Below are 26,155 nucleotides of genomic sequence, written 5' to 3' on the forward strand. Positions count from 1 at the left end.
ACGGTGGGCGCGGCGAGTCGGCGCCTCGCCTGGCCGGGCGTTTGACGTGATGCGCGCGGAGGTGTGACCGTCATGCGTCGCCTCCGGCCGGTGCGACGGTCAACAGCCCGCACCCGTAGGACTTGGCCCGGCCGATGCCGGAGATGATCCGCTCCCGCAACGCGTCCGCGTCGTTGATCACCGCGAGCCCGTCGAACTGGGTCCGGGCGTGGTGCATTCGCTGCTTCGCGGCCTCGCCCGAAGTGCCTCGTGGACCGCGCACCGCGTCCACAGGCCGGGAAAGCACGGTGTGCATGTCGAGACCGGCCGCGGCGGCCTGCCGTTGCCACCACTCGTCCGCGGCCCGCCCACTCAGTGGAACCATCGCCTTCAGCTTGTACAGCTCCCGGGTGGTGGCGCCGGGACGCCGCACGGCGTTGGCGACACAGCGGTAGCGGATGCGCCGGCCGGGCTTGAGTGCCTCGAGCAGCGGATCGAGGGGGCGGCTCCGCAGCGCACCGTAGTCCTCGGGGAGACGTGCGACATCGGGCTCGTGGGTGCTCTGCACCAGCAGTGCGTAGCCCTGGGGGGTGTCCTCGGCGCGGAACAGCACGCCGAGCTTCGCTCTCGCGTCCTCGGCTTCGATGTCAGGGAAGAGCGACATCACGCGCCGGTGGAGGTGGATCCCCGATGCGCTGTCCCCCAGGTCACCACGCACCGTGCGGGAAAGGGGATTGAGCGTGAGGCGGCTGAGCCAGACGGTCACGGCTTCACCTCCTCGGGGTGGGTGAGCTCCGCGTCCAGGTGCTTCTGGAGCTGGTTGAGGTAGGGAACGCCCAACCCCGCGAACTTCTCCTCCGGGAGAGAGACGACACGGCGGTAGAGCGGGCGGACCCGGTAGGCCCGTCGCTTGGGGTGGAAAGACCGCGGGTCGTCGTTGACGGTGCTGGTCGGTTGGGCAGCCTCGGCGGCGGGTGAGGTCGCCCAGCCCTGGGGCACGGGCAGCTCGTCCAGTGGCTCGTCGGAGAGGAAGGTGATCGCCAACGGACCTGCTCCCTTCGCCCTTTGAGCGGCCACCGGCAGCTGAAGGAGGTCCTCAAGAGGGCGCTCGGTCCGGGCGAGCAGCACGGGACCCTCGGGCGGGCATGAGCGACGCCCCAGGTAGAACGGCCAGCGCGGCTGACGGAGCGCCTCCGCGTATCCGCTCATGGCCCCGGTGTCCGATCTCCCCGGAGGGTTCATCAGTGCCACGGCGAACGCCGCGTCTGCGAGGTACGCGCGGCGGCTGAGCAAGGTGGCGGTCGATCCGCCGCGCTTCTTGCCGTCCGCCGTGGTGACGGTGTCGCGGGCCGGGAGGCCGCCGCCCACGGTGTGCAGGTCGGTCAGCAGAACGCCTGGCCGATCCACGCGCACGGTCAGCGACAGGGACGCCAGATCGTCCAACGGCTCGTGCCGGTCGCGGCCGAGTGCCGCGGCAAGCAGCCCGATGATGCCCGACCGAGTGGGAAACCGCGCGGTGTCCCGGTCCGTGAAGTGGCTTTTCTCGCCCCAGGACTGGAGCGGGCCGGCCAGCCGCAACAGGAGGCCGGGCCGAATTCCGGCTTCGGCGCTTGTCACGCGGTCACCTCACCGCGCTTCTCGCCCAAGGCGTCGCGCAGCACAGCTTCGACGAGGTCCGAGATCCCCTCGTACTGCTCTCCGAGGTTCTCCAAGTCGTCGTGCCCCACGCTGACCCAGCCGGATGCCAGCAGTCGCCCGTTCCCCAGCATCTTGTTCGCCGCCCCGGCGTACTTGGTCATCTGGTCAACGGAAGGCGCCTCGAAGCCTGCCCCACGGGTCGACGCGACCGGCTTCTCGAATGCGGCGGCGAACGAGAGCGGACGGTCCGAGCGAACGGCGAGATGGATGACGCCGGGGATCGTGTGCGGGGCGGTCGAGTTCTTCTTCGCCTGCGGCAGCGACTCGACGAACGCTGCCAGGAAGGCGCCGGTCAGCTCCCGGATGCTTTCGATGTCATCGCCGATGTTGCTCGCCAATTCCGGGAGGTCGATCGTGGCGAACCGGTAGAAGGTGCCGGCGCTGTACTGCCCGTGCCCCATGTGGCCACTGCCTGTCGCGTCGTTCCACTCCTGAGTGAGATCGTCCACGGCTGAGAAGTAGTCGAACTCGACGTCGGTCTCGTGGGTGGTGAGCGCGTGCGCGACCTGTACGGCCCCGTCCACGCCGGCGTCGTCGACCTCGGCGAGCATCCGGCCGAAGAGGTTGATCACTCCGTTGCGCGCCTTCAGCACTCCGTCGATGGTGGCCTGCGGCAGCACGCTCTTGTCGGACGCCTTCTTGATGTCCTTGGCGGACTCCAGCTCCTCCCGGTGTTCCTCGGCGATCCCGGCCAGCTGGCGGACGGCCGTCTCGGGGACGTACACCAGAGCGTTGGTGAGCACCTTGTTGGGAACGACGGCCCTGGCGTCCTTCTTCGCCACGCCATCATCGGCGCCGTTCTTCTCCGTCGGTTTCTCCTTGGCCAGCTCAAACTTGATGCTGCTCCCGGCGGCGACGTGCGCGCCGGCCCGTCGCGCGAGGGGCTTCGGCCAACCGCGTTCCTCCAGCTCCCGCGTGACGCGTTCCCCGATCCGCCGGGTCCTCAGGGCCCGTTCGCCGATCTCCTCCTGGAACTTCTGCCGGGTGGCGCGCTTCCAGGACTGGCTGCTCACTCGCGTGCGCTGGGCGTTCCCATACCGCACGGTTTTCACTGAATTGGTGTCGTCCCTATTGAGGTTGGCGAAGGGCACGGACTGAATCACATGCACGTCGATGAAGCGGGCGGGACGAACGGATGGGGACACGGTTCTCTCCATGATGCCGCGATACGTCGGAAATTGATACAAGGTGGATGGACTTGGCCGTCACTCGGTGAGGATTCACTCGTCGTCTTCGGGGTCGGATTGCTCCGGGAAGTCCCCGGCGTCTTCGTTGTCTTCGCCGTCCGTGTTCCCGTCGTGGTGGCGTCGGCGGTAGTAGTCCTGGAGCCAGCGTCTGGCGATGCGGCCGGAGTGATCCGGCCAGGCGATCAGGTCGGCCAGGAGTTGGGCCCAGTCGATCGGGACATCGAGTTGGCGCAGGTAGAGAACGGATGCCGGGAGGCTCCGGTGGATGCCGTCGGCACTCTGCCGGGTGAGCATGTTCAACCGGCTCTCGGCCGCGCTCTCCCTCATCTCCCGGTCTCTTCCGGGCGCTTCCGCGACGGCTTCGGCGAAGGCAGTGCCCAGACTGGACCCCCACCGCTCCGGCTCCTCGGGGTCTTCCCCGGTCTCCTCGGCCTCTTCGACGCTGCGGGGCTGGGAAGCGATCAACGCGGCCACGGTGAAGTACGCCCGCTGGGTGCTGTCCGGCGACTTCTCCGACAGCCACCTCGCGATGTAGCGGTTCATCGCGAAAGTGCTGCGGGCGTTGATGTTCTGCCGAAGGCCGGCGCGCAGCGCAACACGAGCACCAGGGTCTTCGGAGCACGTTTTTTCAATCCATTCGACATACTCAAGGCGGCGCTTGCGCCATTCCGCCGCGCGATCGTCAGTCGACGACGCGGTCGTGGTCACGTCTGATTTCCTTCCTGCATTCTGGTCCGGACGGCACATCCCCGCGCCGCCACGTTTCAGTGAGCCCTATTTCTTGGATTTCCTGGGCGGTCTCCGTAGCCCGACACGGGCTGTGAAAACTGCCTCGGCACCCCGCTGGCTTCCGACGACGCTTCGCGTCACCTCGTCGTAGGCACCCTCGGCGAGGCGAAGGAACGCCATGCGGAAGGTGCGGGGGTCGAAGCCGACGTCCAGCTCATGAGGGTCACGGCTCAACGAGCGGAACACCTCCCAGAACTCGTCCTCGGCCGCGGGCCAGTACCGCGCGGCGGCGGGTACCGTCCACGCACTGGCATCGCTCGACGGATCGCCGACATAGCTGCCCCAGGCTCGTTTGAGCGCGCGCTCCAGGCGCCTGCCGTACTGTTCGCCGAGCTGCCGCAGACGCGCGACGGGGTTGGTGACCCGCGGCATCCGCTCCTCCACGAAGCCGAGTACCGGCGGCGTCGAGCCGTCGACAAACTGCTTGTCCTTGGCCTGGCCGTCCTGCTCGAAGCCCAGCGCACGCACCCTGAGGTCCTCGGACAACTCCACCGCCCATCGGAAGACCTCCGGGCGCCGGGCCTGGGCGGAACTCACGGGCTCTTTGAGCAGCAGTGCGTCGAGGTCGCGCCACAGCGCGCGCCGCGAGTCCGCGGGACGCGGATAGCGGTTGCCCTGCTGGCTCACCTGCCAGATGAGGAAGTCGTCATCCCGTGCCATACGTCCCTTGCGGTAGGCCCAGGTGATGTACGCGTCCCGCACAAGAGTGGGGCAGCCCTTGTCATCGGCGGAGCTGTCGTCGGGAACGAGGAGGAGAGCGTGCTGCGAGCGCCCGGTCAGCCGGGAGCAAGGCCCGACCGGCTCCTTGGGCGGCATCGCGGGATCGGGCAGCTCCTCCAACTCCCACGGACAGAAGTCCTCGTCGAGCTGATCGTCGCCTCGCGGAGGCAGCAGCCCGGCAAGCAGTGTCTCGAAGAGCGTCTCGCCCTCCGGGTGGTAGGAGAGAGCCCTGCGCAGCGGGCCCGCCGTGGCACTGGCCGTCTTCTCTCCTTCCACCTCCCGGGTCGAGCAGCGCCCGGATGGGCCCCAGTAGTGCCAGACGAGAAGGTTGAGGACCGCCTCGGAGACGGAGGGCAGGTCAGGGTCGGCGTCCTTGCTGTGCATGAACCAGGAGTGGTTGTTGCCGGCCGGACGCGTCACGATCAGCTTGTTGACCCCGGCCGCCTTGGCGGGGTCACACTGCTTCTCCAGCCTCTGGTCCTGCATCCAGGGACGACCGCCGCCCGGATCGAACGCGAAGAATCGATGGGCAAAACGGGTGGCGTACTCCTGGACCCCGTCGGTGGGCAAACGCCCCGCGTCCCAGACCTCCTCGCGCCGGTCGGTCCAGGCATCGACTGACCCACCCACCTGGTCAAGCCCGGTGACCCGGATCGTCAACGCGTACAGCACGCGCAGCAGCGCCGCGTGCGCCGGCGGATCGACGACGGCCAGCCCGGCGATCTCATGAGCCCGCCTCAGCGCCTCGACGAACCCGACCTGTTCGGGAAGACCGGGCGAAGGCACATTGTCCGATGCTGTTGACCAACGGACAGGAATCCAGGGCCCATAAAGTAGGCTGACGCTATTTTCCCACATGCATTGTCCTCAACTCGTAGACCATTATGATTCCCTGGCGCTCCTCGCGATCAAAGTGGGGGTGGCCCGCCTGCACATGATCAAATGTCGCGGGAGGCAGCGACCTGCCCGCGAAAGCGGGCGTGGACCGGCACCCGTGGTGTGAGCACGACGTTTTGGGGGTGCCTTTCGGCACGGGCAACCCCTGAGTGACAGTCCTCTCCTCTGGACGGATATACGCGACCGAGAGACGGGATCCCACGAGGCCTCCATTCTCAGGAAGGCGCCTCATATGGACTCCAAGCCCACCTCCGAGCTGCGGATCGTTCTCTCCCCTGCCCGGCCCGACCAGACTCCGTCGGTGCCCAATTGCATCGGAAGGACCACAAGGTCCCGCAGCAGAGGCTGCTTCTTCCAACCTGACGGCCGCGTGAGCACATCCCCCGCAGCCCGAACCCAGGAGCCCGGGACCGGGGTCACGTACGTCATGAGCTGCCGCAGGGAGTCACGGGATGGCATGGACTTCCAGTCGCTCGGTGGAGGAATCGTCCCGTCGCGATCCAGGGTGAAAGGGCCCGTCGACTGCTCGTACAGACACAGCACTCTGCCGGTGTCCGCTCCCAGCCTCGTGGTCAGGAGGTCTTCCGTGACCCCGAGCTCCCTGCGGCTCAGCGCGCTGAGGTCGCCGTTCACGTCACCCGGCGCCGATACACCCACGATCTTGGCCGTGTTGGCCTCAACCAACTCCCGAGCTGTCCTTTCGATATCCATGCCTTTGAGCTCACGCCTCGCCGCCTCATCGAGGCCGTGCACGAAATCGTCGGCATAGACATCGTCGATGAGGTGCTGGACATCACGGGGAATGGCGATCTCTCCGCCCGGAAGACCTTCGAGCAGGGTCACCGTGCGAACCAGCAGGCTCGGGTCGTAGACCGCCGCCATCGAGCGCGGGATGCCCTCGGCGTTGGCGACCCCGGTTGGCGCCAAGACAACCAAGCGAGGGCGCCTCTCGTCGGCAAGCCAGGCGGGTCGACCAACTTTCCCTCGTGTATGGCGACAACCGCGCCCTGCGCGTTGCAACAGCTGAGCCAGCGGCGCCAAGTCGCTGACGACCATATCGAAGTCCAAGTCCAATGACTGCTCTACCACTTGGGTAGCCACAAGAATCGATGGCGGGCGAACCCCCTCGCTCGGAGAATCCTGCCCATCGGCCGTTTCCTTCTTGCCCGGCTTGCCATAGGCCAGCTCGCAGGCCTCGCTGATGCGCTGTCGTTCCCCGGCCGGAAACCGTGAATGCAGCAAGCGAATTCCGATGGCCCTGCTGGCCAGTTCCGGGAATGCCTCACAGAGGTCACGATAAGTACGCTGGGCTTCGCCCACGGTGGTGCAGCACACCAGCGCGGTGCCGCCTTCAACAGCCACGGGCTCGAGCACGTCACGAAGGGCTGCTCGGCGCCCGCCATCGGCAACGGTGGATCCCGGGCCCTCAGCGACGTCCCAGGCGACCGGACGGAGATCGACTTCAAGAGTCCTCTCGCGGAGCGTCCCCGTAAGGCGAGGCTCGGTGACGAGTCCCGTTCGGGAATCCGCGTACAGCCAGCCCGGGTAGTGGGGTTCGCACTCAGGGCGGTCACGGAATCCGGCGCCACGCCGGTAGGCGGAGACCAGCGAGCCCGCGGTCCGGCCGGTGAGCGTCGCAGACAGGAGAATCACCGGCGCCTTCATCGCCCCCAGCCACTCGAGGAGCCGCACCAGGTGCTGCTGCATCCAGGGACCGTAGGCATGGGCCTCATCAAGGATGAATACCTTCTCGGAGAGCCCGAAGAGCCGTAGCGCGTTGTGGGTGAGGGGCAGCATCGCGGCCAGCGCCTGGTCGATCGTTCCCGCGCCCAGTGACGCGAGGAGCGGACGCTTGGCCCCTCGCAGCCATCCGTCTGACTCGACCACCGTGCTGTGCGAGGAGCTGATCTCGTCCAACTCGTCCTCAGGACCGAGGACTTCCTGATGCTCGATCGCCTTGTCGACATAGACCGGGCTGAGCCAGGCCATGGAGTGCAGAAGGGTCAGCGCTCGCTCGCCCGACAGCGCCTTCGCCGCGTAATCCCGCACACGCGGGAACATGCCGTCGGCCGTCGCCATCGTGGGAAGGGCGAAGTACAGCCCACGGGCGTCCGCCGCGCGACCCAGCACGGAGGCAGCGAACAACGCGGCCTCGGTCTTCCCGTCACCGGTGGGTGCTGTCACCAGCAGCAGCCCCGGCCCGCGCTCCTCGACCAGCGCTGGAAGCCGCTCGACGATGTCCTGCTGAAGCGGATTCGGAGCGTACGGGAAGATCGACTCGAACCGCCGGTCGGTGAATCGTGCCCGCCCCAGCCGGCTCCTGCGCACGGTCTCCTGGGCCTCGCGGGACGAACGGGCGAAGTGTGCGTCCAACTGATGTGGCTCGGCTGCCCAGTTGGCGGGTGGCATCAGCCTCTTGACGTTCGGTGTCTGACTGGCCAGCCAGTCCGCCACAACAACGAGCCCGGCGACGACGACCGCCAGCTCGGCCGGGAGACCGGACGTGGGGACGTCGTCGGCCCCCAGAACTCGCCGCACCTCGTGAAGGTGAGCACGCCGCTGCTCGGTCCATCCATCCTCGCCGAGGCCCGGCTGCAACTGACTGCCGTGGCGCAGCTCCTTCGCGCTCAGCACCCCGCCGAACCGGCCATGGTGCCCGCCCAGCAGCTGGGCCACTTGGTGAGCGACCGACTGACGACGCCGCTTGTCGTCCATGGGATAGCCGATCTCGGCCAGTAGGTTGACGAGGACCCAGTGCGTGGCCATCTCGTGGCGGAACTCCCGCTGGCGATCAGCACCCGGGACGAACCGATAGACGGACTCACCGCTCAGCCGGGCGAAAGCACTCGGGACCTGCGCCTGGAACGGCGGAGTGATCTTGCCCAAATCGTGGAGGGCCACCCAGAACGCGGTGACGTCGCGTGCGACGTCGACCGGCAGGCCGAGGGCTCCAGCGATGCGCGCACGCATCGCGTCGCCCAACACGACGTCCCACAGCACGCGGTACACCGCCCCGGTGTCCAGAAGGTGGCACACCACGGGGTAGGGCCTGTCCAGGCCGTGCTCCTTGCCCCACATCCGGGGATCCAGTGCCGGACATCTCGGCACCGCGACTCGCTCGTCAGTCACGGCACTATCGATAGCAAGCGCCACTGACAGTGAGTCGTCCCGTGAACTTTTCCGGCCTTGTGCGGATAAGCGATGAGGAGCAACTTCCAGCCAGATGCGAACAAATCAGGATTCCCGGTCGAGCCCAGTGGACGGTGGTCCCGCGCTTGCCGCCACCTGCGTCGAGCCTCGTCAGGGGCGTCGACGGGGCTTGCGCGGAGCGGACCCCTCGGGTCACCTTCGAGACAGATCCAAGGCGAGCGCGGCATCCACCTCAGCCGTCCGAAAACGCCACGGCTACACACCCGTTGACATATAGGCCATGCGTGCGACGCAGCTACCTTCGGCAAGGACCGCCCCGCTCACCGGCACCCTCGATCCACTGCCCCGCACGCACGCCTAGACTCCCAAGCATGACAGCTGGACCCCACCACGAGCAGCGCCGCAACAACGGCAAAGAAACGGCAAAGCCCCTCTAACGCCGCAGGTCAGGAAGTGTCCTCTCCGCGCAGGCGGAGGTGTTCCGTCGTCGGGCAGCTGGTTGTTGCTCAGCCGGTCGTCCTCTCCGCGCAGGCGGAGGTGTTCCGATGTTGAACTGGCCGCCGCGCTCGACCAGTTCGTCCTCTCCGCGCAGGCGGAGGTGTTCCGACGGCCCTTGAGCCCGACGAGCCGAGCATCGGGTCCTCTCCGCGCAGGCGGAGGTGTTCCGCTCTACCGGGTCATCGAGCCGGAGACGTGGGCGTCCTCTCCGCGCAGGCGGAGGTGTTCCGACGGGGATGCGGACGCCGAGCGCCGTCCGGTTGTCCTCTCCGCGCAGGCGGAGGTGTTCCGACCATGTGGCGCAGCACGGTGGTCGCAGGCGCGTCCTCTCCGCGCAAGCGGAGGTGTTCCGGCGGAATCACCGTCGCGGTCATCGAAACGCGCACCGCGCGCGACACACGCTCCCGCGCCCTGACCGTGCACCCGCGCACCATCGAGACGTTCGCCTCCCGCGGCGTGCACCACCCCTTCCTCAGCGAGGGCATGCCGCTGTCCGGCGGGCACTTCGGCATGCTCGATTCCCGGCTGAACTTCCGCCGCCTGCCCAGCCCCCGTCGACCACGCCCGACGCCCATCAACTGACCAGCCCCTCCACCACCTCGCCCGGCCCGGCCTGCGCGTGCGCACCGGCACCCCGCGCCTGCTCCCGGCCGACTGGTCCGGCATACGCGCCGCCCTCATCCGCCCCGACGGCCACGTCGCCTGGGCAAGCGCGGACAGCCACGACACCACGCTCGTCAACGACCTCACCGCCGTCCTCGCCACCACCCACCGGAAGCGACCCGGCGGCGCGTCCCCGGGTCGGGCCGTTGAGGCCGCTCGCCGAGTACCCGCGCGAAGAGCGCCTCCCGCAGCGCCACTTCACGAGGATCGTCCCAAAGCCGGAATCCGGTGCGGTTCATCGCGTACGCGAAGCCCGTACCGGTGTCCGGGTCCGCGAAGGCGAACGAGCCGCCCAGGCCCATCGTCCCGAAGGCACGGTCCGACTCCGAGCCGAACCGGAACGCCGGGAACGGCTTGACATACCCCAGGGAGAACCGCGTCTCGACGCGCAGCACCTTGTCGAACACTCCGTCCGTCGGCGGTGTGGCGGCGATGCGCAACGCGTCCATCGTGGCGTCGGTGAGGCCGAGGGCGGCGCCGCCGATCGCCATCTCGCCGTAGAGCTTGGCGATCGACCGCACCTGGCCGACGCCGTTGGCCGCCGGAATCTCCGCGGCCTGTACATCCGGCCGGTTGAAGTTCTCCACGGTGCCAAGCACCCGAGGATTGCCGAACGCCCTGAAGGTCAGGCTCCGTTGGTTCGCGTATGCCCGGACGAACGACGCGGGCATCGCTCTCAGGTGCAGCATCATCTCCCAGGAGCGAAATCCGTGGATGCGGGCGACCCGATCGCGATCGGCGTCCCTCGGCAGACCGAAGTGGAAGTCGAGGCCGAGCGGCGTCGCGATCTCGTCGGCGAAGAACCGGCCTATACGACGTTTTTCGGGGTCGATCCGGCTGATGAGCTCGCTCTCGTACCAGCCCAACGTCTGGCCGTGGTAGCCGTGCCGGGTGCCCGGCTCCCACGCCGGACGCTGCTCGGCAAGGGCCGTGGCGAGGGTGCGCGAACCGGTCAGGTCGCCGAGCTCGAGTGGCCGGTCGATCGCCGCAAGCCCGGCCTGATGGGCGAGCAACTGGCGGACGGTGACATCGCCCTTGCCCGCGGCGGCGAACTCGGGCCAGTAGGTCGCCACCCGCTCGTCGTGGTCGAGCAGGCCACGGGCGTGCAACACCGCGAGCGCCACTGCCGCGACACCCTTGGACGTGGAGAAGACCGGCACCATCGTTTCCGCCTCCCAGGGGAGACGGTCGCGGCCGTCCCGGTATCCGCCCCAGAGGTCCACGACCTTCCGCCCGCCGTGGTAGACGACGCAGGCGGCGCCGATCTCATCGCGAGCGGCGAAGTTCTCGCGAAAGGCGTCGGCCACCGCGCCATAGCCTTCGTCCACGTCACCGCGAACCATGTGGGCCGGTACATCGAGCTTGAGGACCACTGCTTTCCCTCCATTTCGAGCGGCTTCTCCGCAGGCCGGACGAGGCACGCGAGCAAGGCCGGTGACGGCCGCGAGGAGGCGAACGCGCCCGCGCTCGTGGCGCCGGGGCCAGGGATGACCGGCGACTTCAGGGGCGGGGGATGTTGCGCAGGTTGGCGCGGGCCAGGTCGAGCATCTTGCCGACGCCCCCGTCGAGCACTGTTCGGCCCGCGGCAAAGGCGAATCCCTTGACCTGGGCGGCCGAGATGTGCGGCGGGATCGACAGCGCGTTGGGGTCGGTCACCAGGTCGACCAGGAAAGGTCCGTCGTGGGCGAGCGCCCGCTCGAGTCCCTCGACGACATCCCCGGGGCGCTCGACGCGGATCGCCTCCATGCCCGCGCCGCGGGCGATCGCCGCGTAGTCCACCGGCTCGTGGTCGGTCTCGTGCTCGGGCAACCCCTCGACCAACATCTCCAACTTCACCATGCCCAGCGATGAGTTGTTGAAGACGATCGTCTTCACCGGCAGATCGTGCAGCTTTACCGTGAGCAACTCGCCCATCAGCATGCCCAGTCCACCGTCACCCGACATCGAGATCACCTGGCGGCCGGGGTGAGCGAACTGCGCGCCGATGGCGTGCGGCAGCGCGTTGGCCATGGTGCCGTGCAGAAACGAACCGATCACCCGGCGCCGCCCGTTGGGGGTCAGATAACGCGCCGCCCACACGTTGGACATTCCGGTGTCCACGGTGAACACCGCGTCGTCGGCGGCGAGTTCGTCCAGAACCGAGGCCGCGTACTCGGGGTGGATCGGGGTGTGCCGCTCGACGTCGCGGGTGTAGGCGGAGACCACCGTCTCCAGCGACTTGGCGTGCTTCCGCAACATCCGGTCCAGATAGGCTCGGTCCCGCTTCGCCTCGACCGACGGCAGCACGGCCCGCAGTGTCTCCCGAACGTCGCCGTGGACCCCGAGTTCCAGTACGGTGCGACGGCCGAGGCGGCCCGCGTCGTGGTCGATCTGCACGGTCCGCGCCTGTGGCAGGAAGTCGTTGTACGGGAAATCGGTGCCGAGCAGGACGACCAGGTCGGCCTCGTGCATCGCTTCGAAGCAGGCACCGTAGCCCAGCAGACCGCTCATGCCCACGTCGTACGGGTTGTCGAACTGAATCCACTCCTTGCCCCGAAGGGTGTGGCCGACGGGGGCGGCGGCCTTCTCGGCGAGCGCCATGACCTCGGCGTGCGCGTCCCGCACTCCCGCACCGCAGAACAGCATCACCTTCCGTGCCGCGTTCAGCTTCTCGGCCAGTGCCCGAACCTGCGTGTCCGGCGCGACGACCCGGCCGTACTCGGTGACCAGAGCGCTGCTTCCCGTCGGGTGAGTCGCCTTGTCGTGCGCGACATCGCCCGGTATCACCAGGACGGACACCGCGCTGTTGCCGAGGGCCCGCTGCATGGCGATCCGCAGAACCCGAGGCATCTGCCCGGGGGTGCCGATCACCTCGCAGTAGTCACTGCACTCGGTGAACAGCCTTTCTGGATGGGTCTCTTGGAAGAAGCCCGTGCCGATCTGGTGGGACGGGATGTGCGAGGCGAGTGCCAGCACGGGCGCACCGGAGCGGTGCGCGTCGTACAGCCCCTGGATCAGATGCGTGTTCCCGGGGCCACAGCTTCCGGCGCACACCGCGAGCCTGCCGGTCAGCTGTGCCTCCGACGCTGCGGCGAAGGCGGCGGCCTCCTCGTTCCGCACATGCACCCACTCGATGCCGTCGGTCCGGCGCACCGCGTCGACCACCGAGTTCAGGCTGTCACCCACCACGCCGTAGATCCGCTCGACGCCCGCTTGGCGCAGGATGTCCACCAGCTGCTGGGCCACGGTCAGTTTCCGCATCGCCGGACTTCTCTCCCTCGGACGGCACACCTGTCTCGGATGACTCGGGACGGCCAATATAGTTGATACGTCTACGACACGCACAGGGATGCCAGGGCTCGCCACCGGTCGATCCATGCGGCCGCAACCACCACCGTGGCCAGCCTGCGACGCGAGCTCACCACGGAGGATCAAGTTGACGCATCAACCAAAGGGGCTAAGGTGATGTCCTGACCGATGGAACTCCGGCCGGGTCGAGCGGGATCGGACCCCAGAGCGGGCCACCCGCCCATTCCGCGGCAGGGTCAGCGGCTGAACAACCGGACACGGCAATGACGGAGGCCGGTATGGGCGACCGATCCGAGAGGAAGACATACGACGGGCAGTCGGTCACGGTGATCCTCGAGGCCGGGCGCCGTCCGCGCGCCGCCGAACGCGTCCCTCGTCCGCCTGAGGCGTTCGCCACGGCCGGGCGACCCCGGACCCAGCCCGACAACGTCACGGCCGCTCGGCTCGCCGAAGCGCGCTCCTCGCGATGAGATCCGTGTCGCCGACGTTCGGAGGAACCGCCGTTCCGCTCGCCGTGACCTGGCTCGTTTGGGGAACCACCTATCTGGCGATCGAGTTCGGGCTGCGCGGGACGGAGCCGCTCACGCTCAGCTCGGTCCGCTTTCTGACGGCGGGTCTGCTGCTGTGGGGCTTGGCCGAACGCCGCCACGAGCCGCGGCTGACGACCCTTCGGCGGCGGCGGGCCACGCTCGTCGGGGTGCTGCTCTTCTCCATGGGCATGGGGGGCGTGGCGTTGGCCGAGCAGTATGTCGACTCGGGCACGACGGCGTTGTTCATGGCCACGGTTCCGCTGTGGAGCGTGCTGCTGCACACCGCGAGGGGACGGCCGACGCGCGGCGCGGAGTGGGCAGGGGTCTGGCTCGGCCTCGCGGGCGTCGCCGTGCTGTCGGCCGGACTCGGACGCGGCGGGCTGACGGGCGCGGCGATCCTCCTCCCGGCCGCCATGTGCTGGGTACTCGGCTCCCATCTGGACGACCACTCACCCGGCGTGCGTGGGCCGGCCGCGCAGATGCTCGCGGGCGGCGCGGTGCTGGCCGTGGCGGCCGTCGTCCGGGGCGAGTTCGCGTCACAGCCGCGGCCGACCTGGGGCGCCGGGCTCGCCCTCGCCTACCTCGTGGTCTTCGGGTCCCTGCTGGCGATGGCCGCCTACCGCCACCTCACCGCCCACGCCAGCCCGGCCTTGGCCACAAGCTATGCCTTCATCAGCCCGGTGATCGCCGTCCTGTCCGGCGCCCTCTTTCTGGACGAACCCCTCACCCCCCAAGTCCTGGCCGGAACCGCCCTCATCGTCCTCGCCGTCTCCACCACCCTCCTCACCAGATCCCGGCCCGCCGCCGGACCCACGACAACCGTGCCGGGACATCCTGAGGCGATGCGTACGCGACGGCGTCCGACGCCGTCCCGTTGACCCCCCGCCGCCGCGTTTACTTGACACATCAACTTCTAAGCCTAATATAGATGACATGTCATCTACTTGACCGTGCTGGTTCGTTGAGCGATCAACCGATTCGGCGTGCTGGTCCGCCGATCTCCCCTGACAGAGTTTTCCGCGTCCACGCTTTTGGCGAAATACTCCGGTGCGCGCGATCCCGACCGTCGAATTCGCAGGGAAGGAGAATCGAGAAATGGCTGAATTATCCCTCGCGCAGCTGCATCCCTCGCTGGACGATCCCGTCCTGCTCTCGATGAATCTGCTGAACGACATCGCCTCGGACCACCCTCAGGCGGTGTCCTTCGCCGCCGGCCGACCCTACGAGGAGTTCTTCCGGGTCGAGCAGCTCCACGGCTACCTGGACACCTTCGTCACCCATCTCACCGAGGTGGTGGGGCTGACGGACGAGGAGGCCCGCCGAACCGTGTTCCAGTACGGGCGGACGAAGGGCATCATCCACGACCTGGTCGCCCGCTACCTCGAGATCGACGAGGGCATCACCGTCGACCCCGACGCGGTGGTGGTGACCGTCGGCAGCCAGGAGGCGATGTTCCTGACGCTGCGGTCCCTGCGCGCCTCCCCGCAGGACGTCGTCCTCGCCGTCGCGCCCACCTACTTCGGACTGACCGGCGCCGCGCGCCTGCTCGACATGCCCGTGCTTGACGTCGGGGACGGAGACGGCGGCCTCGACCTCGCCGACCTCGGGCGTCAGGTGGCAACGGCCCGCGCCGGCGGACAACGGCCGCGCGCCCTCTACCTCGTGCCCGACTTCTCCAACCCCACCGGGACGAGTCTTGACCTGGCCACCCGGATCGCCCTGCTCGACCTCGCGGCCGATCTCGACCTCCTGATCATCGAGGACAACCCCTACGGCCTCTTCCAGGCCGACCCCGCCACCCGGCCGCCGACCCTCAAGGCGCTCGACACCCGGCACCAGGTCGTGCACGTCGGCTCCTTCGCCAAGACCGGCCTGCCCGGCGCCCGCGTCGGCTTCGTCGTGGCCGACCAGCCCGTCACCAGGGACGGCCGCCCCGCGGGTACGCTCGCGGACCAGCTGTCGCTGATCAAGAGCAACGTCACCCTCAACACCTCACCCGTCGCCCAGGCCGTCATCGGTGGCAAGCTTCTGCGCCACGGGTGCAGCATGGTCGCCGCGAACAAGCGCGAGATCGAGGTGTACCGCGCCAACCTGCGGCACGTGCTGACCGGCCTCACCGCGCGCTTCGCCGCCACCGGCCCGGTGACGTGGAACACCCCGGCCGGTGGGTTCTTCGTCGTCCTGACGGTGCCGTTCGCCGTGGATGACCGTTCGCTGCGCAGATCGGCGCGCGACCACGGGGTCATCTGGACCCCCATGCACCACTTCCACACCGGCATGGCCTCCTCACACCAGATTCGGCTGTCCTTCAGCCTGCTCGACGACGCGTCGATCGACGAGGGACTCGACCGGCTGACCGCCTTCGTGACGGCCGAGGCCAAGACGCCAGGCCATTCCGCCTGATCACCAATATTTCTCGGAAAAGGGCGTCAGCCGGTGTGAAGTCCGCTTCATGTCTCCATGCGGGAAAACACGCCGCTGCCGCATGGGCGATGCGGTGACCGTTCGACCCGAAAAGGATGCCGATGATCAGACACATCGTGCTGTTCAAGTTCAAGCCAGGCTTCGGCTGGCAGGATCCCGCGGCCCTCGCGGCCGAACGGTCCTCGCGACTCGTCGGCGAGCGGGTGCCCGGCCTCCTGCACTGGCAGGTGGGCCGCAACACCACCGACCGTCCGATCGCCTACGACTTCGCCGCGATCGGCCTGCTGCCCGACCAGGACACCCTGCGCGGCTACCAGGACCACCCCTTCCACCAGGAATCCGCGGCGCTGTGGCGCGCCATCAGCACCTGGGTCGTCGCCGACATCGAGGAGTGACGCATGACCGTCGAGCTGGGCTGGATCGACGTCCGGCCCGCACCGGCCGGGCCCCCGGCCATCGGAACGCTCGGCCCCGAGGGCACGAGCAGCGAGCAGGCCGCCCGGCTGCTGCGGACCCGCCTGCCCGACGGGCCGTCGATCGTGCTCAGGACGACCTACGAACAGGCCGTGGAGGACCTGAAGGCAGGCACCGTCAGCCATGTGGTCGTCGCCAACGCCTATCGGGACATCCACCACTTCTACATGGCCGACGACATCGCGCTGGCCGACGTCTTCGTCATGGACACCCCGCTGTACGGCATCGCCCGGCGCGCCGACGGCGGTCCGCTGTCCGACCGCCCGAGCGTGGTGACGCACCCGTCGCCGCGACCGTTGGTCGCCCAACTGCTGCCCGCCGCCTACCCGTTGCCCGAAGTGGCCACCGCGGACTCCACCAGCCAGGCGGCCCAGGCCGTGGCCGAGCGCCGCTACGACCTCGCGCTCACCACCGAACCGGCCGCCACACGGCACGGACTGCGCTTCATCTCCCGGCTGCGCCCGATCCGCATGGTCTGGTCGGTCTTCATCCGCACCTGAGCCCGCACCCCACCCACACGGCCACACCTCGGCTCCCGGTGGAAGCCGTGGGTGCCGCGGTGTGGCTGTGCGGATCCCGGGGATGGCGTCGGTCAGCCGAACAACTGACTGTCCGGCAACCCGACTTCACCGGACCCGGGGCACATCACGGACCCTCGTGCCAGGGCGGTGGCCGGTCAGGCTGCCGGTGAGCCGCGATCTGCCGGGGGTCCGGTGGCCTCGACGCGGCCGCCTACCGGTCCATCGTCGGACTCATGTCCCGGTCCAGCCCGGCCATGTCGCCCCTGCCAACCCGAGCCGAGCCGAGCCGGACGGGGCCGGGGCGCCTCCGGACGATGTACCGCGGTACCCCCGCACGCACGTGTGGTCCGGCTGGCCGGTGACTCACTGATGCGGTGACACGACGGCCGTCGAGCTGATGACGTTGTTGACGATGACCGCGGTCATGGTGCGTGCGACCGCTTCGCCGACGGCTCCGGCACTCCAGTTGCCGCGTTCCAGCTCCTGAGCGCGGTTGATCACCGATGAGGTCCAGGGGATCCGCGGGTCGAACTGTGGGAGCGTGCCGCTGCCCCAGAGCAGTGCGGCGAGTGCGGCGATGCGAGCGGTTGGCTCCGCGCCCTCGACGAGGACGTCGCGGACTTCTTCGAGAAGCCCGGCCCCTGCGCCGGTTGTGACCGTCCTTGAGCACGGTCGTGCGGAAGATGCCGAGTACCTTGCGGCTTTCCTTACGGATGTCGCCGCGTGCGATGAGGCGTTGCAGCAGGGGCTGACGGAGTGTCGGGCCGATCGCGGGGAGCACCGTCTGGACGCCCCCGGGTTTGTCCGACACATACTCCCAGGCAGAGAGGAGGATCTCATCCGACGGCGCCTTCTCCCGGATGACTTCCACGTTGACGGACCCGGTCCGGGTTGTCCTCGTTGCCACGGATTCCTGAAGGACGAGGTCCGCGAGCACAGCTCCGGCGAGGACGTAGAAGAGGGTGTTCTCGCCCGCGATGACGCCGGACTCGGGTTGAAAGAGGAGAAGCAGGAGGTCCTCGGGCAGGATCGGGGAGTCAGGACCGTTCGCGCTCGTGTCTGTCCTGGCCTCGTTGGATGGTTCGTCGGGCTGCTGAGTCATGCGTCGGTACCTTCCGGAGCGGCCCGTAGAAAGGCTGGCGGAAGGAGCGGCTTCCGCGACGAGCGCACAACGACCGCATGCGATTGATCGAATCCGCCCCGCGTCACACGGGACTGCCCCCTCGGTACATCAGGCGGAGCGAGCACGCCGCCACGTCACCATGGTAGAGGTGGAACACATCGCCTCCCCCTGGATGACCGCGCGAGATGTCCGATTCTCTAGCACCCCCCGACGCCATAAATCCGCAGGTTACGCCCTCCGCTCCCCACGCGTGCGGGGTTGTTTCCCAATCGGGGAACGGTCCCCCCGAACTCAGAAGGGCGTCGCGGTCCTCGGTGCGTTCGGCGTGGGTGCCGAGCCAGGCGGTGATGAGTGGATCGGCCTCGGCCAAGAGGTCGGAGAAGCGGCGCGAGTTGGCCGTGTCCTCGGCGAACGCGGCGATGATGAGGCTCTTGTCGAGCGCCTCGGGGCGTTCGAGGTGACGCCGCGCCCCGTCGGTGGCAAGGGGCAGTCCGTGGACATCGCCGAGCGCGGCGTGGGCGTGGCGGGCGGCGGCCAACGCCATCCCTCCGATCCTCTGCGCGAGAAGGAGTTCGTGGTAATCCATGTGTTCGTCGGGCCGACGCCGGGCCGAACCATCGCTGTCCGCGCCCAGCGTACGGGTGTCGACATCGCGCACGGCGACACGGTGGCTGCTCATCAACGGCGTGTACCACCAGGCGCCCGCGCTGCGGCACAAGAAGATTCTGGCCGTGTTGGCGCGGGGCGTGCGGGTGATCGGGGCGGCGAGCATCGGGGCGTTGACGTGGCCACTGGTCAACCTCCGCAGTGTCCTGGAGTCGGGCGAACGCGCGGGTGTCGTGAACGGTGAGCGCGCCCGTGGGCTGCTGCTGGCCGGATGGCGCGCGATCCCCTACCCGCAGCGCACGATGGCGGCCGTGCGGGCCGTGTGCCGCCGCGGGGGCGAGCACGCGTTCGCCGACTGGCTGGCCGAACGACTCAACCGCGACCGGCACTTCGGCGACCTCAAGCGGCCTCCCTCCCGCTCCCGAGGCTCCCCGCCATACCCTCGTCCGCTGTGCTGCCCACTACCCAACTCACCGCCACGCCAGCCCTCTTGGGCTGGATGCTCGTCGGCTTCAGCCGTCGGCCGGGGCGTTGGATGCGCTGGAAGATGGTCTGCCACGGCACGTTCACCATCGTCACCCTCACCGGCACCACCCGGGACGGCCGCACCGAGCCGGTGAACGCCTACGCCCACCTCTCCCCCGGCTCGTTCCTCAGCCGCGCCAGGACCGAGATCGGCCACGCCGAATACCTCTGCCGCACCCCACCCCTCCGCCTGATCATCCGCGTCCGCTCAGGCCACCACCACCTCGCCGGATGGCCCGGCGAAGGCCACGAACACGCCGCCCCCTGCCCGTTCCACAAGATCCACCCCACCGTCTCCGGCCGCGCCCAATCAAGCAAACCCACTGCCGCAACCAGGGCATCCCAGTGATCGAATGGGACACAACGCAACCGATGTCATACCTGACGCGACGTCCGTGAGCTTGTCGTTCAACGTCCAGACGTGATCGCAACCACGAATCGGCCCTTCGCCCATACGACCACGTCATGCGGCGAGGTAGCTTCGAGTCAGCACCTCCCCGGCGAGACATGGACCGAGCGGAAGGCAAGGCACATGTGCAACCCCAGACATGCCACAGCCCCGACCGCGACACATCACGAAATGGCAAAGCACCCGTAACGCCCCAGCTCAGGAGGTGTTCTCCCCGCGCGAGCGGGGGTGGTCCGCTGGTCGGCACCGTCGCGCCGCCCGCCCCGCTGTTCTCCCCGCGCGAGCGGGGGTGGTCCGGGTCTCTGAGGAGGAACATGACGACGTCCATCGTTCTCCCCGCGCGAGCGGGGGTGGTCCGCTGCTGTCCGGTACCGCGATTTCACCGCGGCAGTTCTCCCCGCGCGAGCGGGGGTGGTCCGGTGCTCACGATCCCGACGGAGGGCGGCGAGATGTTCTCCCCGCGCGAGCGGGGGTGGTCCGTACTTCGCGCTCATTACGGGTGAGCGGGCGTTGTTCTCCCCGCGCGAGCGGGGGTGGTCCGCCGCCGACGAACTGCCCACCGAGGACATCCTCGTTCTCCCCGCGCGAGCGGGGGTGGTCCGACCTCCTCGACACGTTCTCCGAGTACAGCACGGTTCTCCCCGCGCGAGCGGGGGTGGTCCGGACGCCGTCAGCGACGCGATCGGCGAACGCGTGTTCTCCCCGCGCGAGCGGGGGTGGTCCGTTCGCACGCGGATCAGACCATCCTCCGCAGCCGTTCTCCCCGCGCGAGCGGGGGTGGTCCGTTCCTGGACGCGGTGACCGCCGAGTCGTTCGCGTTCTCCCCGCGCGCGCGGGCGTGCGCGCCGACTCCAGGGCGGCGTTGGTGAGGTGGGCGTCAGTTCTTCGGTGTCCGCGAGCGTGCCATGCGGGCGGCGAGGCGGCGGGGGGCGTGGTGGACGGCGGTCGCGTAGAGCTTGAAGTGCCGACCGGCGACGCTGCGCGGCCTCCGCCGCCGTAGGTCCTTCATGGCCTGGTCGACGACCTGGTCGACGGACAGCCGGATCCAGTCGGGGATGGTGTCGATGTGGGGAGCGCCGGTGTGGGTGAATCCCGGGCGCACCGCGAGGGCGCGGACGCCGAGCGGTGCACGGCCATGAGCCGTCCGGAGCGAGATGCGCTTGCAGTGGGAGAACGGCGTCATGGATCTCGATGGTCTGCCGATGCCCCGCAACGCGAGAGACCCGCGCGGCCCGAGCAGCTGACGCAGCCGCGTGGGTCGCGGCGCGGCCAGCACGACCGTGGGAACGGCCGCGGACAGGTCCCGCCACAGGGGCCACAAGACCCGGACGAGACGAGCCTGTTGAACGATCCGAACGGCCCCGGTCGCGGTCGGTACCAGCAGGGTGAGGGCCCGGCAGGCGCCAGGCACGTTGATGATCACCGCCAACCACGGCAGCACGTCCGGGATGCGGACGTAGAGGTGGACAAGATGACCGGCCCAGTAGGCGAGCGCCAGCACGCCGCCCAGCGCGAACAGCCGCAGCGACCACGCCAGATCGCGATCGCAGGGTCCAAGCCCCGTACCGCACGCACAGGACCACAACCACCGCGTCGGCGACCAGATGGGCGGCGCACCCGCCACCACGCTGATCGCCGCGGGCGACAACCAGATCCCCTCCGCGGTCTCCCGGGAGTTCGACGCACAGGGCCGCACCACCACGCTCTACGACGGCGCGGAGAGCACGACCACCGTGCCACCCGATGGCGGCACCGCCACGGAGACGATCATCGACGTCTTCGGACGGACCGTGGAACGACGCTCGTTCACCAACGCGGCCCGCACCGCGCACCAGGCCACCGCCTACGCCAATGGGCCTGGACCCACGACACCGTGCGGCTGGGCCAGCCGACCACCGGCACGCGCCATGTCGACGGCGACGCCCGCACCAGGAGCTGACCTGGAACGCCGAAGGTCAGCGGATGATCACCCGCAACGCCGACGGCGCCACCCCGTCTACCTCCCCGAGGGCAACGAGTTGACGGTGAGCGCCAGCGCCACCCGCGTGGGCATGCGCTACTACACCCACGGGCCCAGACCGTCGCCGTCCGCGACGGCGCCGAGCCCGCCCTGCACAGCGGAGTCCTTCGGGCCTCACCGGGTTGATGGGCTCGGTGCTGGCTCCGGCCCGGTCGGCCGGACGAGCAGCTTGGGGCGGTTGCGATCCTCACCGAGCTCGACGGCCCGGCGCTGGTGAAAGTCGCTCGGGGCTCAGGCCAGTTGGGTGGCGGTGACGCCGCCGGGGACCGCGGTGACGCCGTCGGGGACCTCTGCCTCGGCGAAAGGGATCGCGCCGTAGTCGGCGAAGGGGCGCGCCGGGCGGTGCCGGGAGGTTTGGCATGGACGACCACGTGGGACACGGCGTGTTGAAGTGGCCGAACGGGTGGGCGAGCATCTCCCGCCGCGCCGCTTCGCACCGGCCAGTTCCATCCTGTCCAGCACCATCTCCGCCTCGATCGAGCGCCTTCAACGCGGCCCGCGAGCGGGAGTTCGGCGCCCCCACCACCATGGAGTTCACCGGGTTCAGGGCCGACAACGGTCTCGTTCTACTTCAGTCCCCCCTGGAGTATGGCGTTGATGAATTGCCGCTGGAACACCAGGTAGATGAGCAAGGAGGGGATCATGACGATGAGGGCCGCGGCGCACAACAGGACGATGTTGGTTCCGTACTGGCTCTGGAAGGTCCCGAGTGCCCCGGCCATGGTGCGATGGTGGGGATCACTGACGAGCACCAGGGCGAGCAGGAACTGATTCCACGTCCAGAGGAAGTACAGGATGCCCAGGACGGACAGGCCGGATCGCACAAGAGGCAGGTGAACGTGACGGAAGATCTGCCATTGGGAGGCGCCGTCGAGTTGGGCGGCCTGCTGAAGTTCGGGGGTGAGGCTCTTGAACTGGTTCGTCATCCAGAACACACCGAAGGACATGAACAGCCCGATGAGAGGCAGGATGATCGCCCAGCGGCTCTCGAAGGTCCCCAGCGAGCGCGCCTGGTAGTACAGCGGGGTGATCAGGGCCTCCAGCGGCAGAGCGAGCCCGGCGAGGAAGCCGACGTACAGCACTCTCCGTCCCGGAATCCGCAGGAACGCGAAGGCGTATCCCGCGAAGCTGGCCAGCACCAGCGAGACCGGTACGACCGCGAGCACGATCAGACTGCTGGACAGCAGAAGCGGAAGCAGGTCCGCCTCGCGCCAGGCCAGACGGAAGTTGCCCCACTGGGGATCGCTGGGCCATTCGAGGCCGCGGGGCACAGAGCCTTCGGGTGCCAGCGCGGTGGTCAGCATGCTGATCAGCGGCAACAGGGTGTAGACGATGAGTGCCAGCAACAGCGCGTACCGCATCATGTGCGTCGGGGACCAGCGCTTGGTCATCGCTCACGTCCCAGCCACTGAAGCGGCAGCACCACCGCGAGCACGAGCACGGTCAATGCGACACCGAGCGCGGATGCCTGCCCCACCTGCTGGCTCAGGAAGGTCAGCCGGTAGATCTCCACGCCGGGGACCATGGTCTCGGTGCCCGGCCCACCGCCGGTGGAGACGTAGACGATGTCGAAGCTGGCGAGGGCGGCGATCACCGTCACGGTCACGCAGACGGTGATCTCGCGGCGAACGCCGGGAATCAGCACGGTCGTCAGCTCTCTGAAGTGGCCCGCGCCATCGAGACGGGCCGCCTCGAAGAGGCTTTTGTCGATGCGGCCGACGCCCGAGAGGAGAAGGACCGTGCAGAAGCCCAACGAGACCCAGGTGCCGATGAGCCCCACCGCGGGGAGAGCCAGGTCGAAGTCGGCCAGCCACGGGCGTGCGAGGCCCCCGAGGCCGACAGCCCTGAGCAGTTGGTTGATCGCGCCCTCGGACGAGTAGGCCCATGTCCACGCGATGGCGGCGCCCACCAGGGGCAGGATCTGGGGAACGATCAGCACCGCGCGCGCCAGTCCCCCGACAGGGCCGCGATCCACGCGACTCAGCGCCGCCGCGCAGAGCAGCCCCACGCCGACCGGGATGACGGTGAAGAACACGATCAGTACGAAGGCGTGGCCGATCGAGCCCGCCAGCTGGGGGTCGGTCAGCACGCGTCGATAGTTCTCGATCCCGACGAACCGCGCCGATCCGAAGCCGTCCCAGTCGTAGAGCGAGTACCGAACCGTCTGCGTGAACGGGTACACCACGAACACGGCGTACGCCACCAGGGCCGGGCCCGCCCAGACGAGCCCCACCATCGAGCGGCCGGCGATCTTCGGTGGGAGGCGCTTCTTGGGCGCGCGCGTCGGCGGACTTATCCGTTCACGGACCGCCCGCCCCGGCTCAACGGCCGAGTTCGCGCTCATAGCCGTCCTCCAACTGGCTGGCCAACTCTTCGGGCGTGATCTGTCCACCCAGGAGCGACTGGATCGAGGGAACGATCGTGCTCACCTGAATGGACGCGGTGGCGTTCGCCATGAAGTCGACCAATCCGTCGCTGGCCACGAGGTGCTGGAACGCCGCCACGGTGTCGCTCACGGCCGAGCCGCGTTCGGTCGTGGGCATGGGCGCGCTCTCGGGACCGGCGGGGATCAGTCCTCCCAGGCGAACGGTGAGCTCGCGGGCAGTCGCGTCGGTCTGGACGAAGTCCAGGAAGGCGGCTGCCTCGTGCGGGTGTTCCGACCGTGCGGAGATCGCCAGGTTCGAACCGGCTGTCATGGCCGAGTACGGGCCGCCCTCCTCCATCGGCGGGAACAGGAAGAAGCCGAAAGCGCCTGACGACTCATCGAGCCCGGGTGCGTGCCAGTTGCCGCTCGGGAAGAAGACGCCCTCACCTTCCTCGAACCGGATCGGCGCGGCGGATTGGTCGATGCTGTTGACATCGTCGGGAAGGTACCCGTCGGCGCCCCATGCCTGGAGGTCGGCGGCGGCCCGGACGGTCGGCTCGGTGTCGATGTCCGCACCGGGCTGGTTGAACGTCCATGCCTGCATCGGCTCGCTCGTTCCCGCATGGCCCATCTGGAGGTTCTGCAACAGGAAGGCGGTGCCGCCGTCCTTCCCGTTGACCATCACGGGCAGGAGGCCCTTCTCGCGAGCCCGGTCCAAGAGGTCCTCGAACTCGGAGACCGACTCCGGGGGGTCCGTCATTCCTATCTCGCCCGCAAGCGACTTGTTGTAGTACACGCCCGTGAGCCCGAAGCCCGGACCGACCGCGTAGAGCGACCCCGTACCGCGGGTCTGTCCGTCCGCGGCGACGCGCGCGGAAAGGAACTGCGACTGCGGCCAGTCGTCCCACCCGTAGGCATCCGCGTAGCCGTCGAGGCCGATGATCATCTCGTCCTTCACCAGGTTTCCGAAGGACGCGAGCTTGATGAGGTCGGGAGGATTGCTTGTCGACAGGATCCGTGGGGCGTTGGTGATCAGCGTGGAGAAGTCCTCGCTGTCGATGGTGACGTCCGCATCCGGATGTTCGGCTTCGAACTCCTCGGCCAGTGCCTCGTAGAGGGGCACGTCCGGAGTGCTGACCAGGATGCGGAGCGGACCGGACACGGCGGACAGTCTCGTCGCGGGCTCCTGTGGCCTTGGCCCACCGGGGTTACCGGCACCGGGTGGGCCGCAGGCGGCCAGGAGGAGAGCGGCCCCCAGGAGCAAGGTCGTTGTGGCGCGTCCGCGGAAGCGTGGGACCGCCACGACATGTCGGGACCTGGTCACCTCTGCTCCTCCTGGTCGAACGGTGTGGTGCGGGGATGTGGCGATGCGGAGTCGAAGGCCTTGCGGATCGCGTCTCCGGCCAGCTCGAGGGCTCGGCGCGCATCCGGCGTCACGCCGGCCATCTGGAAGAACCCGTGGATCTGGCCGGGGAACGTCAGGAGGTCGACCGGTACCCCGGCGTCCTGGAGACGATCGGCATAGTGCTCGCCTTCGCCGCGGAGCACGTCGTGCTCGGCGAGGATGACGGTGGCGGGTGGAAGGCCGCTCAGACTGGCCGCTCGAAGGGGCGCGGCGAGAGGGTCGTCGCGGTGACTGCCCTCGGGGTCGTACCGGTCCCAGAGCCATGCGATCCGTTCGCAGGCGGCGGCCCCGAAGTCTCGCTGTCCGATGAAGCCGCGATAGCGGCGCCGAAAGGCCGCCTTGTACTCGCTGTCCCCGTGGTCGAGCACCGGATAGACCAGCAGCTGCGTCGCGAGGTCCAGCTGACGCTCCCGGGCGGCCAGACAAGCGGCGGCCGCGAGGTTCCCGCCCGAACTGTCCCCGCCCACGGCCACGGCCCCGTATCTCGATCGGGCCCAGTCGAGCACCCGCAGGACGTCCTCGAGCCCGGCGGGAAACGGATGTTCGGGAGCCAGCCGGTAGTCAACCGAAAGGACCGCGCACCGTGCGCGGTTCGCCAGAGATCGCGCGACTCCGTCGTAGCCGTCGAGGTCGCCGTGGACCCAACCGCCCCCATGCACCCATACCAGCACGTCCATGACGTCGGGGGATGGCAGGACGAGTCGCACCGGCACCCCGGAGGCGTCGAGGTCCTCCGAGGAGAAGACCGGCTCCAGCGCGCCCCGCACCGCCAGCGCGCGATCGCGGGTCGTCCGGCGCAGCGCCTCCGTGTCATCCCACCGCATCGCCCCGTCCGGGTTCAGCTCCAGGTACCTGCCCACCTCAGGGCGGATCCTCGGAGCCGT

The 26,155-nt window shown here is 68.7% G+C and carries 21 protein-coding genes, 4 pseudogenes and 2 CRISPR repeat arrays; of the genes and pseudogenes, 9 read left to right on the plus strand and 16 right to left on the minus strand.

Going from position 1 to position 26,155, the window contains the following annotated elements; all coding sequences use genetic code 11:
• Positions 1-70 precede the first annotated feature (70 nt).
• The 6 genes from cas6e to D7318_RS08535 all read right to left on the minus strand — a co-directional run bounded on the left by cas6e (position 71) and on the right by D7318_RS08535 (position 8,399).
• The gene (gene cas6e, locus D7318_RS08510; protein ID WP_120696266.1) at positions 71-745 is read right to left on the minus strand and encodes a type I-E CRISPR-associated protein Cas6/Cse3/CasE; all 675 of its coding nucleotides are present in this window, start codon (positions 743-745) and stop codon (positions 71-73) included.
• Positions 742-1,596 (minus strand): type I-E CRISPR-associated protein Cas5/CasD, encoded by an 855-nt coding sequence (gene cas5e, locus D7318_RS08515; RefSeq protein WP_230423530.1) that lies wholly within the window; start codon positions 1,594-1,596, stop codon positions 742-744. The genes cas6e and cas5e overlap by 4 nt, the downstream gene beginning before the upstream one ends.
• A complete protein-coding gene (gene cas7e, locus D7318_RS08520) occupies positions 1,593-2,834 on the minus strand; it encodes a type I-E CRISPR-associated protein Cas7/Cse4/CasC (RefSeq protein WP_120696267.1) in 1,242 nt (413 codons plus the stop codon). Before cas7e ends, cas5e begins: the two co-directional genes overlap by 4 nt.
• 63 nt (positions 2,835-2,897) lie before the next feature.
• On the minus strand, positions 2,898-3,572 hold the full coding sequence (gene casB / locus D7318_RS08525; protein ID WP_230423532.1) for a type I-E CRISPR-associated protein Cse2/CasB: 675 nt from the start codon (positions 3,570-3,572) through the stop codon (positions 2,898-2,900).
• 66 nt (positions 3,573-3,638) lie between these two features.
• Positions 3,639-5,159 carry a type I-E CRISPR-associated protein Cse1/CasA gene (gene casA / locus D7318_RS08530; RefSeq protein WP_230423534.1) on the minus strand — a complete coding sequence of 507 codons (1,521 nt, stop codon included), beginning with the start codon at positions 5,157-5,159 and terminating at the stop codon, positions 3,639-3,641.
• A gap of 339 nt (positions 5,160-5,498) precedes the next feature.
• Positions 5,499-8,399, minus strand: coding sequence for a CRISPR-associated endonuclease Cas3'' (locus D7318_RS08535; RefSeq protein ID WP_329604557.1), 2,901 nt, complete (start codon positions 8,397-8,399; stop codon positions 5,499-5,501).
• A 476-nt stretch (positions 8,400-8,875) separates the two neighbouring features.
• Positions 8,876-9,270: direct repeats of the CRISPR family, unit length 29 nt; unit sequence GTCCTCTCCGCGCAGGCGGAGGTGTTCCG.
• Between the two features lie 59 nt (positions 9,271-9,329).
• Here D7318_RS08535 and D7318_RS08540 point away from each other — a divergent pair.
• Together D7318_RS08540 and D7318_RS34915 are read left to right on the plus strand one after the other, a co-directional pair.
• Positions 9,330-9,500: a hypothetical protein gene (locus D7318_RS08540; protein ID WP_230423560.1), complete on the plus strand. Its 171-nt coding sequence runs from the start codon at positions 9,330-9,332 to the stop codon at positions 9,498-9,500.
• A gap of 37 nt (positions 9,501-9,537) precedes the next feature.
• Positions 9,538-9,624, plus strand: a pseudogene (locus tag D7318_RS34915) (hypothetical protein); the annotation flags it as partial.
• Positions 9,625-9,664: 40 nt separating this feature from the next.
• On the opposite strand, the gene D7318_RS08545 reads toward D7318_RS34915, so the two are convergent.
• Positions 9,665-10,909, minus strand: coding sequence for a serine hydrolase domain-containing protein (locus D7318_RS08545; protein WP_220729560.1), 1,245 nt, complete (start codon positions 10,907-10,909; stop codon positions 9,665-9,667).
• 172 nt (positions 10,910-11,081) lie between these two features.
• Positions 11,082-12,821: a pyruvate dehydrogenase gene (locus tag D7318_RS08550; RefSeq protein ID WP_120696272.1), complete on the minus strand. Its 1,740-nt coding sequence runs from the start codon at positions 12,819-12,821 to the stop codon at positions 11,082-11,084.
• A gap of 562 nt (positions 12,822-13,383) precedes the next feature.
• Here D7318_RS08550 and D7318_RS08560 point away from each other — a divergent pair.
• From D7318_RS08560 to D7318_RS08575, 4 genes are all read left to right on the plus strand, one after another.
• Positions 13,384-14,277 carry an EamA family transporter gene (locus tag D7318_RS08560; RefSeq protein WP_183091324.1) on the plus strand — a complete coding sequence of 298 codons (894 nt, stop codon included), beginning with the start codon at positions 13,384-13,386 and terminating at the stop codon, positions 14,275-14,277.
• Between the two features lie 217 nt (positions 14,278-14,494).
• Positions 14,495-15,802 carry an aminotransferase class I/II-fold pyridoxal phosphate-dependent enzyme gene (locus D7318_RS08565; RefSeq protein WP_120696275.1) on the plus strand — a complete coding sequence of 436 codons (1,308 nt, stop codon included), beginning with the start codon at positions 14,495-14,497 and terminating at the stop codon, positions 15,800-15,802.
• Positions 15,803-15,924: 122 nt separating this feature from the next.
• On the plus strand, positions 15,925-16,218 hold the full coding sequence (locus D7318_RS08570) for a Dabb family protein (RefSeq protein ID WP_120696276.1): 294 nt from the start codon (positions 15,925-15,927) through the stop codon (positions 16,216-16,218).
• Positions 16,219-16,221: 3 nt separating this feature from the next.
• Positions 16,222-16,797 (plus strand): type 2 periplasmic-binding domain-containing protein, encoded by a 576-nt coding sequence (locus tag D7318_RS08575; protein ID WP_120696277.1) that lies wholly within the window; start codon positions 16,222-16,224, stop codon positions 16,795-16,797.
• A 384-nt stretch (positions 16,798-17,181) separates the two neighbouring features.
• Here D7318_RS08575 and D7318_RS34920 read toward each other — a convergent pair.
• The 3 genes and pseudogenes from D7318_RS34920 to D7318_RS08585 form a co-directional block, all read right to left on the minus strand.
• A pseudogene (locus D7318_RS34920) lies at positions 17,182-17,433 on the minus strand (GPP34 family phosphoprotein); the annotation flags it as partial.
• Between the two features lie 25 nt (positions 17,434-17,458).
• Positions 17,459-17,920: pseudogene (locus D7318_RS34925) on the minus strand (GOLPH3/VPS74 family protein); the annotation flags it as partial.
• Positions 17,921-18,023: 103 nt separating this feature from the next.
• Positions 18,024-18,485: a hypothetical protein gene (locus tag D7318_RS08585; RefSeq protein ID WP_147437645.1), complete on the minus strand. Its 462-nt coding sequence runs from the start codon at positions 18,483-18,485 to the stop codon at positions 18,024-18,026.
• Between the two features lie 40 nt (positions 18,486-18,525).
• Here D7318_RS08585 and D7318_RS34750 point away from each other — a divergent pair.
• Both D7318_RS34750 and D7318_RS08595 read left to right on the plus strand, forming a co-directional pair.
• A pseudogene (locus D7318_RS34750) lies at positions 18,526-18,678 on the plus strand (hypothetical protein); the annotation flags it as partial.
• Positions 18,679-18,998: 320 nt separating this feature from the next.
• Positions 18,999-19,421 (plus strand): DUF1173 family protein, encoded by a 423-nt coding sequence (locus tag D7318_RS08595; protein WP_230423536.1) that lies wholly within the window; start codon positions 18,999-19,001, stop codon positions 19,419-19,421.
• A 267-nt stretch (positions 19,422-19,688) separates the two neighbouring features.
• Positions 19,689-20,266: direct repeats of the CRISPR family, unit length 29 nt; unit sequence GTTCTCCCCGCGCGAGCGGGGGTGGTCCG.
• A 92-nt stretch (positions 20,267-20,358) separates the two neighbouring features.
• Here D7318_RS08595 and D7318_RS08600 read toward each other — a convergent pair.
• Complete coding sequence (locus D7318_RS08600; RefSeq protein WP_147437646.1) at positions 20,359-20,982, minus strand: DUF6545 domain-containing protein; 624 nt, start codon at positions 20,980-20,982, stop codon at positions 20,359-20,361.
• 103 nt (positions 20,983-21,085) lie between these two features.
• Between D7318_RS08600 and D7318_RS32410 the strand changes: the two genes are divergently transcribed.
• A complete protein-coding gene (locus D7318_RS32410; RefSeq protein WP_147437647.1) occupies positions 21,086-21,718 on the plus strand; it encodes a hypothetical protein in 633 nt (210 codons plus the stop codon).
• A gap of 349 nt (positions 21,719-22,067) precedes the next feature.
• Here D7318_RS32410 and D7318_RS08605 read toward each other — a convergent pair whose 3' ends face one another.
• From D7318_RS08605 to D7318_RS08620, 4 genes are all read right to left on the minus strand, one after another.
• The gene (locus tag D7318_RS08605) at positions 22,068-22,892 is read right to left on the minus strand and encodes a carbohydrate ABC transporter permease (RefSeq protein WP_120696281.1); all 825 of its coding nucleotides are present in this window, start codon (positions 22,890-22,892) and stop codon (positions 22,068-22,070) included.
• Entirely contained in the window at positions 22,889-23,845 is a 957-nt protein-coding gene (locus tag D7318_RS08610; protein ID WP_183091326.1) for a carbohydrate ABC transporter permease, read from the minus strand. The genes D7318_RS08605 and D7318_RS08610 overlap by 4 nt, the downstream gene beginning before the upstream one ends.
• A complete protein-coding gene (locus D7318_RS08615) occupies positions 23,823-25,028 on the minus strand; it encodes an ABC transporter substrate-binding protein (protein WP_183091753.1) in 1,206 nt (401 codons plus the stop codon). The genes D7318_RS08610 and D7318_RS08615 overlap by 23 nt, the downstream gene beginning before the upstream one ends.
• 158 nt (positions 25,029-25,186) lie before the next feature.
• Positions 25,187-26,131 carry an alpha/beta hydrolase gene (locus tag D7318_RS08620; RefSeq protein WP_183091328.1) on the minus strand — a complete coding sequence of 315 codons (945 nt, stop codon included), beginning with the start codon at positions 26,129-26,131 and terminating at the stop codon, positions 25,187-25,189.
• Positions 26,132-26,155 lie beyond the last annotated feature (24 nt).

Source organism: Streptomyces radicis, assembly GCF_003626575.1.
Lineage (GTDB): Bacteria > Actinomycetota > Actinomycetes > Streptomycetales > Streptomycetaceae > Streptomyces > Streptomyces radicis.

Coding starts and splice junctions, on each gene's coding strand:
- D7318_RS08585 (WP_147437645.1), bottom strand. CDS start 18,485: ATGGCGTTGGCCGCCGCCCGCCACGCCCACGCCGCGCTCGGCGATGTC.
- D7318_RS08565 (WP_120696275.1), top strand. CDS start 14,495: ATGGCTGAATTATCCCTCGCGCAGCTGCATCCCTCGCTGGACGATCCC.
- cas7e (WP_120696267.1), bottom strand. CDS start 2,834: ATGGAGAGAACCGTGTCCCCATCCGTTCGTCCCGCCCGCTTCATCGAC.
- D7318_RS08605 (WP_120696281.1), bottom strand. CDS start 22,892: ATGACCAAGCGCTGGTCCCCGACGCACATGATGCGGTACGCGCTGTTG.
- D7318_RS08575 (WP_120696277.1), top strand. CDS start 16,222: ATGACCGTCGAGCTGGGCTGGATCGACGTCCGGCCCGCACCGGCCGGG.
- D7318_RS08610 (WP_183091326.1), bottom strand. CDS start 23,845: ATGAGCGCGAACTCGGCCGTTGAGCCGGGGCGGGCGGTCCGTGAACGG.
- D7318_RS32410 (WP_147437647.1), top strand. CDS start 21,086: ATGGGCGGCGCACCCGCCACCACGCTGATCGCCGCGGGCGACAACCAG.
- D7318_RS08550 (WP_120696272.1), bottom strand. CDS start 12,821: ATGCGGAAACTGACCGTGGCCCAGCAGCTGGTGGACATCCTGCGCCAA.
- D7318_RS08570 (WP_120696276.1), top strand. CDS start 15,925: ATGATCAGACACATCGTGCTGTTCAAGTTCAAGCCAGGCTTCGGCTGG.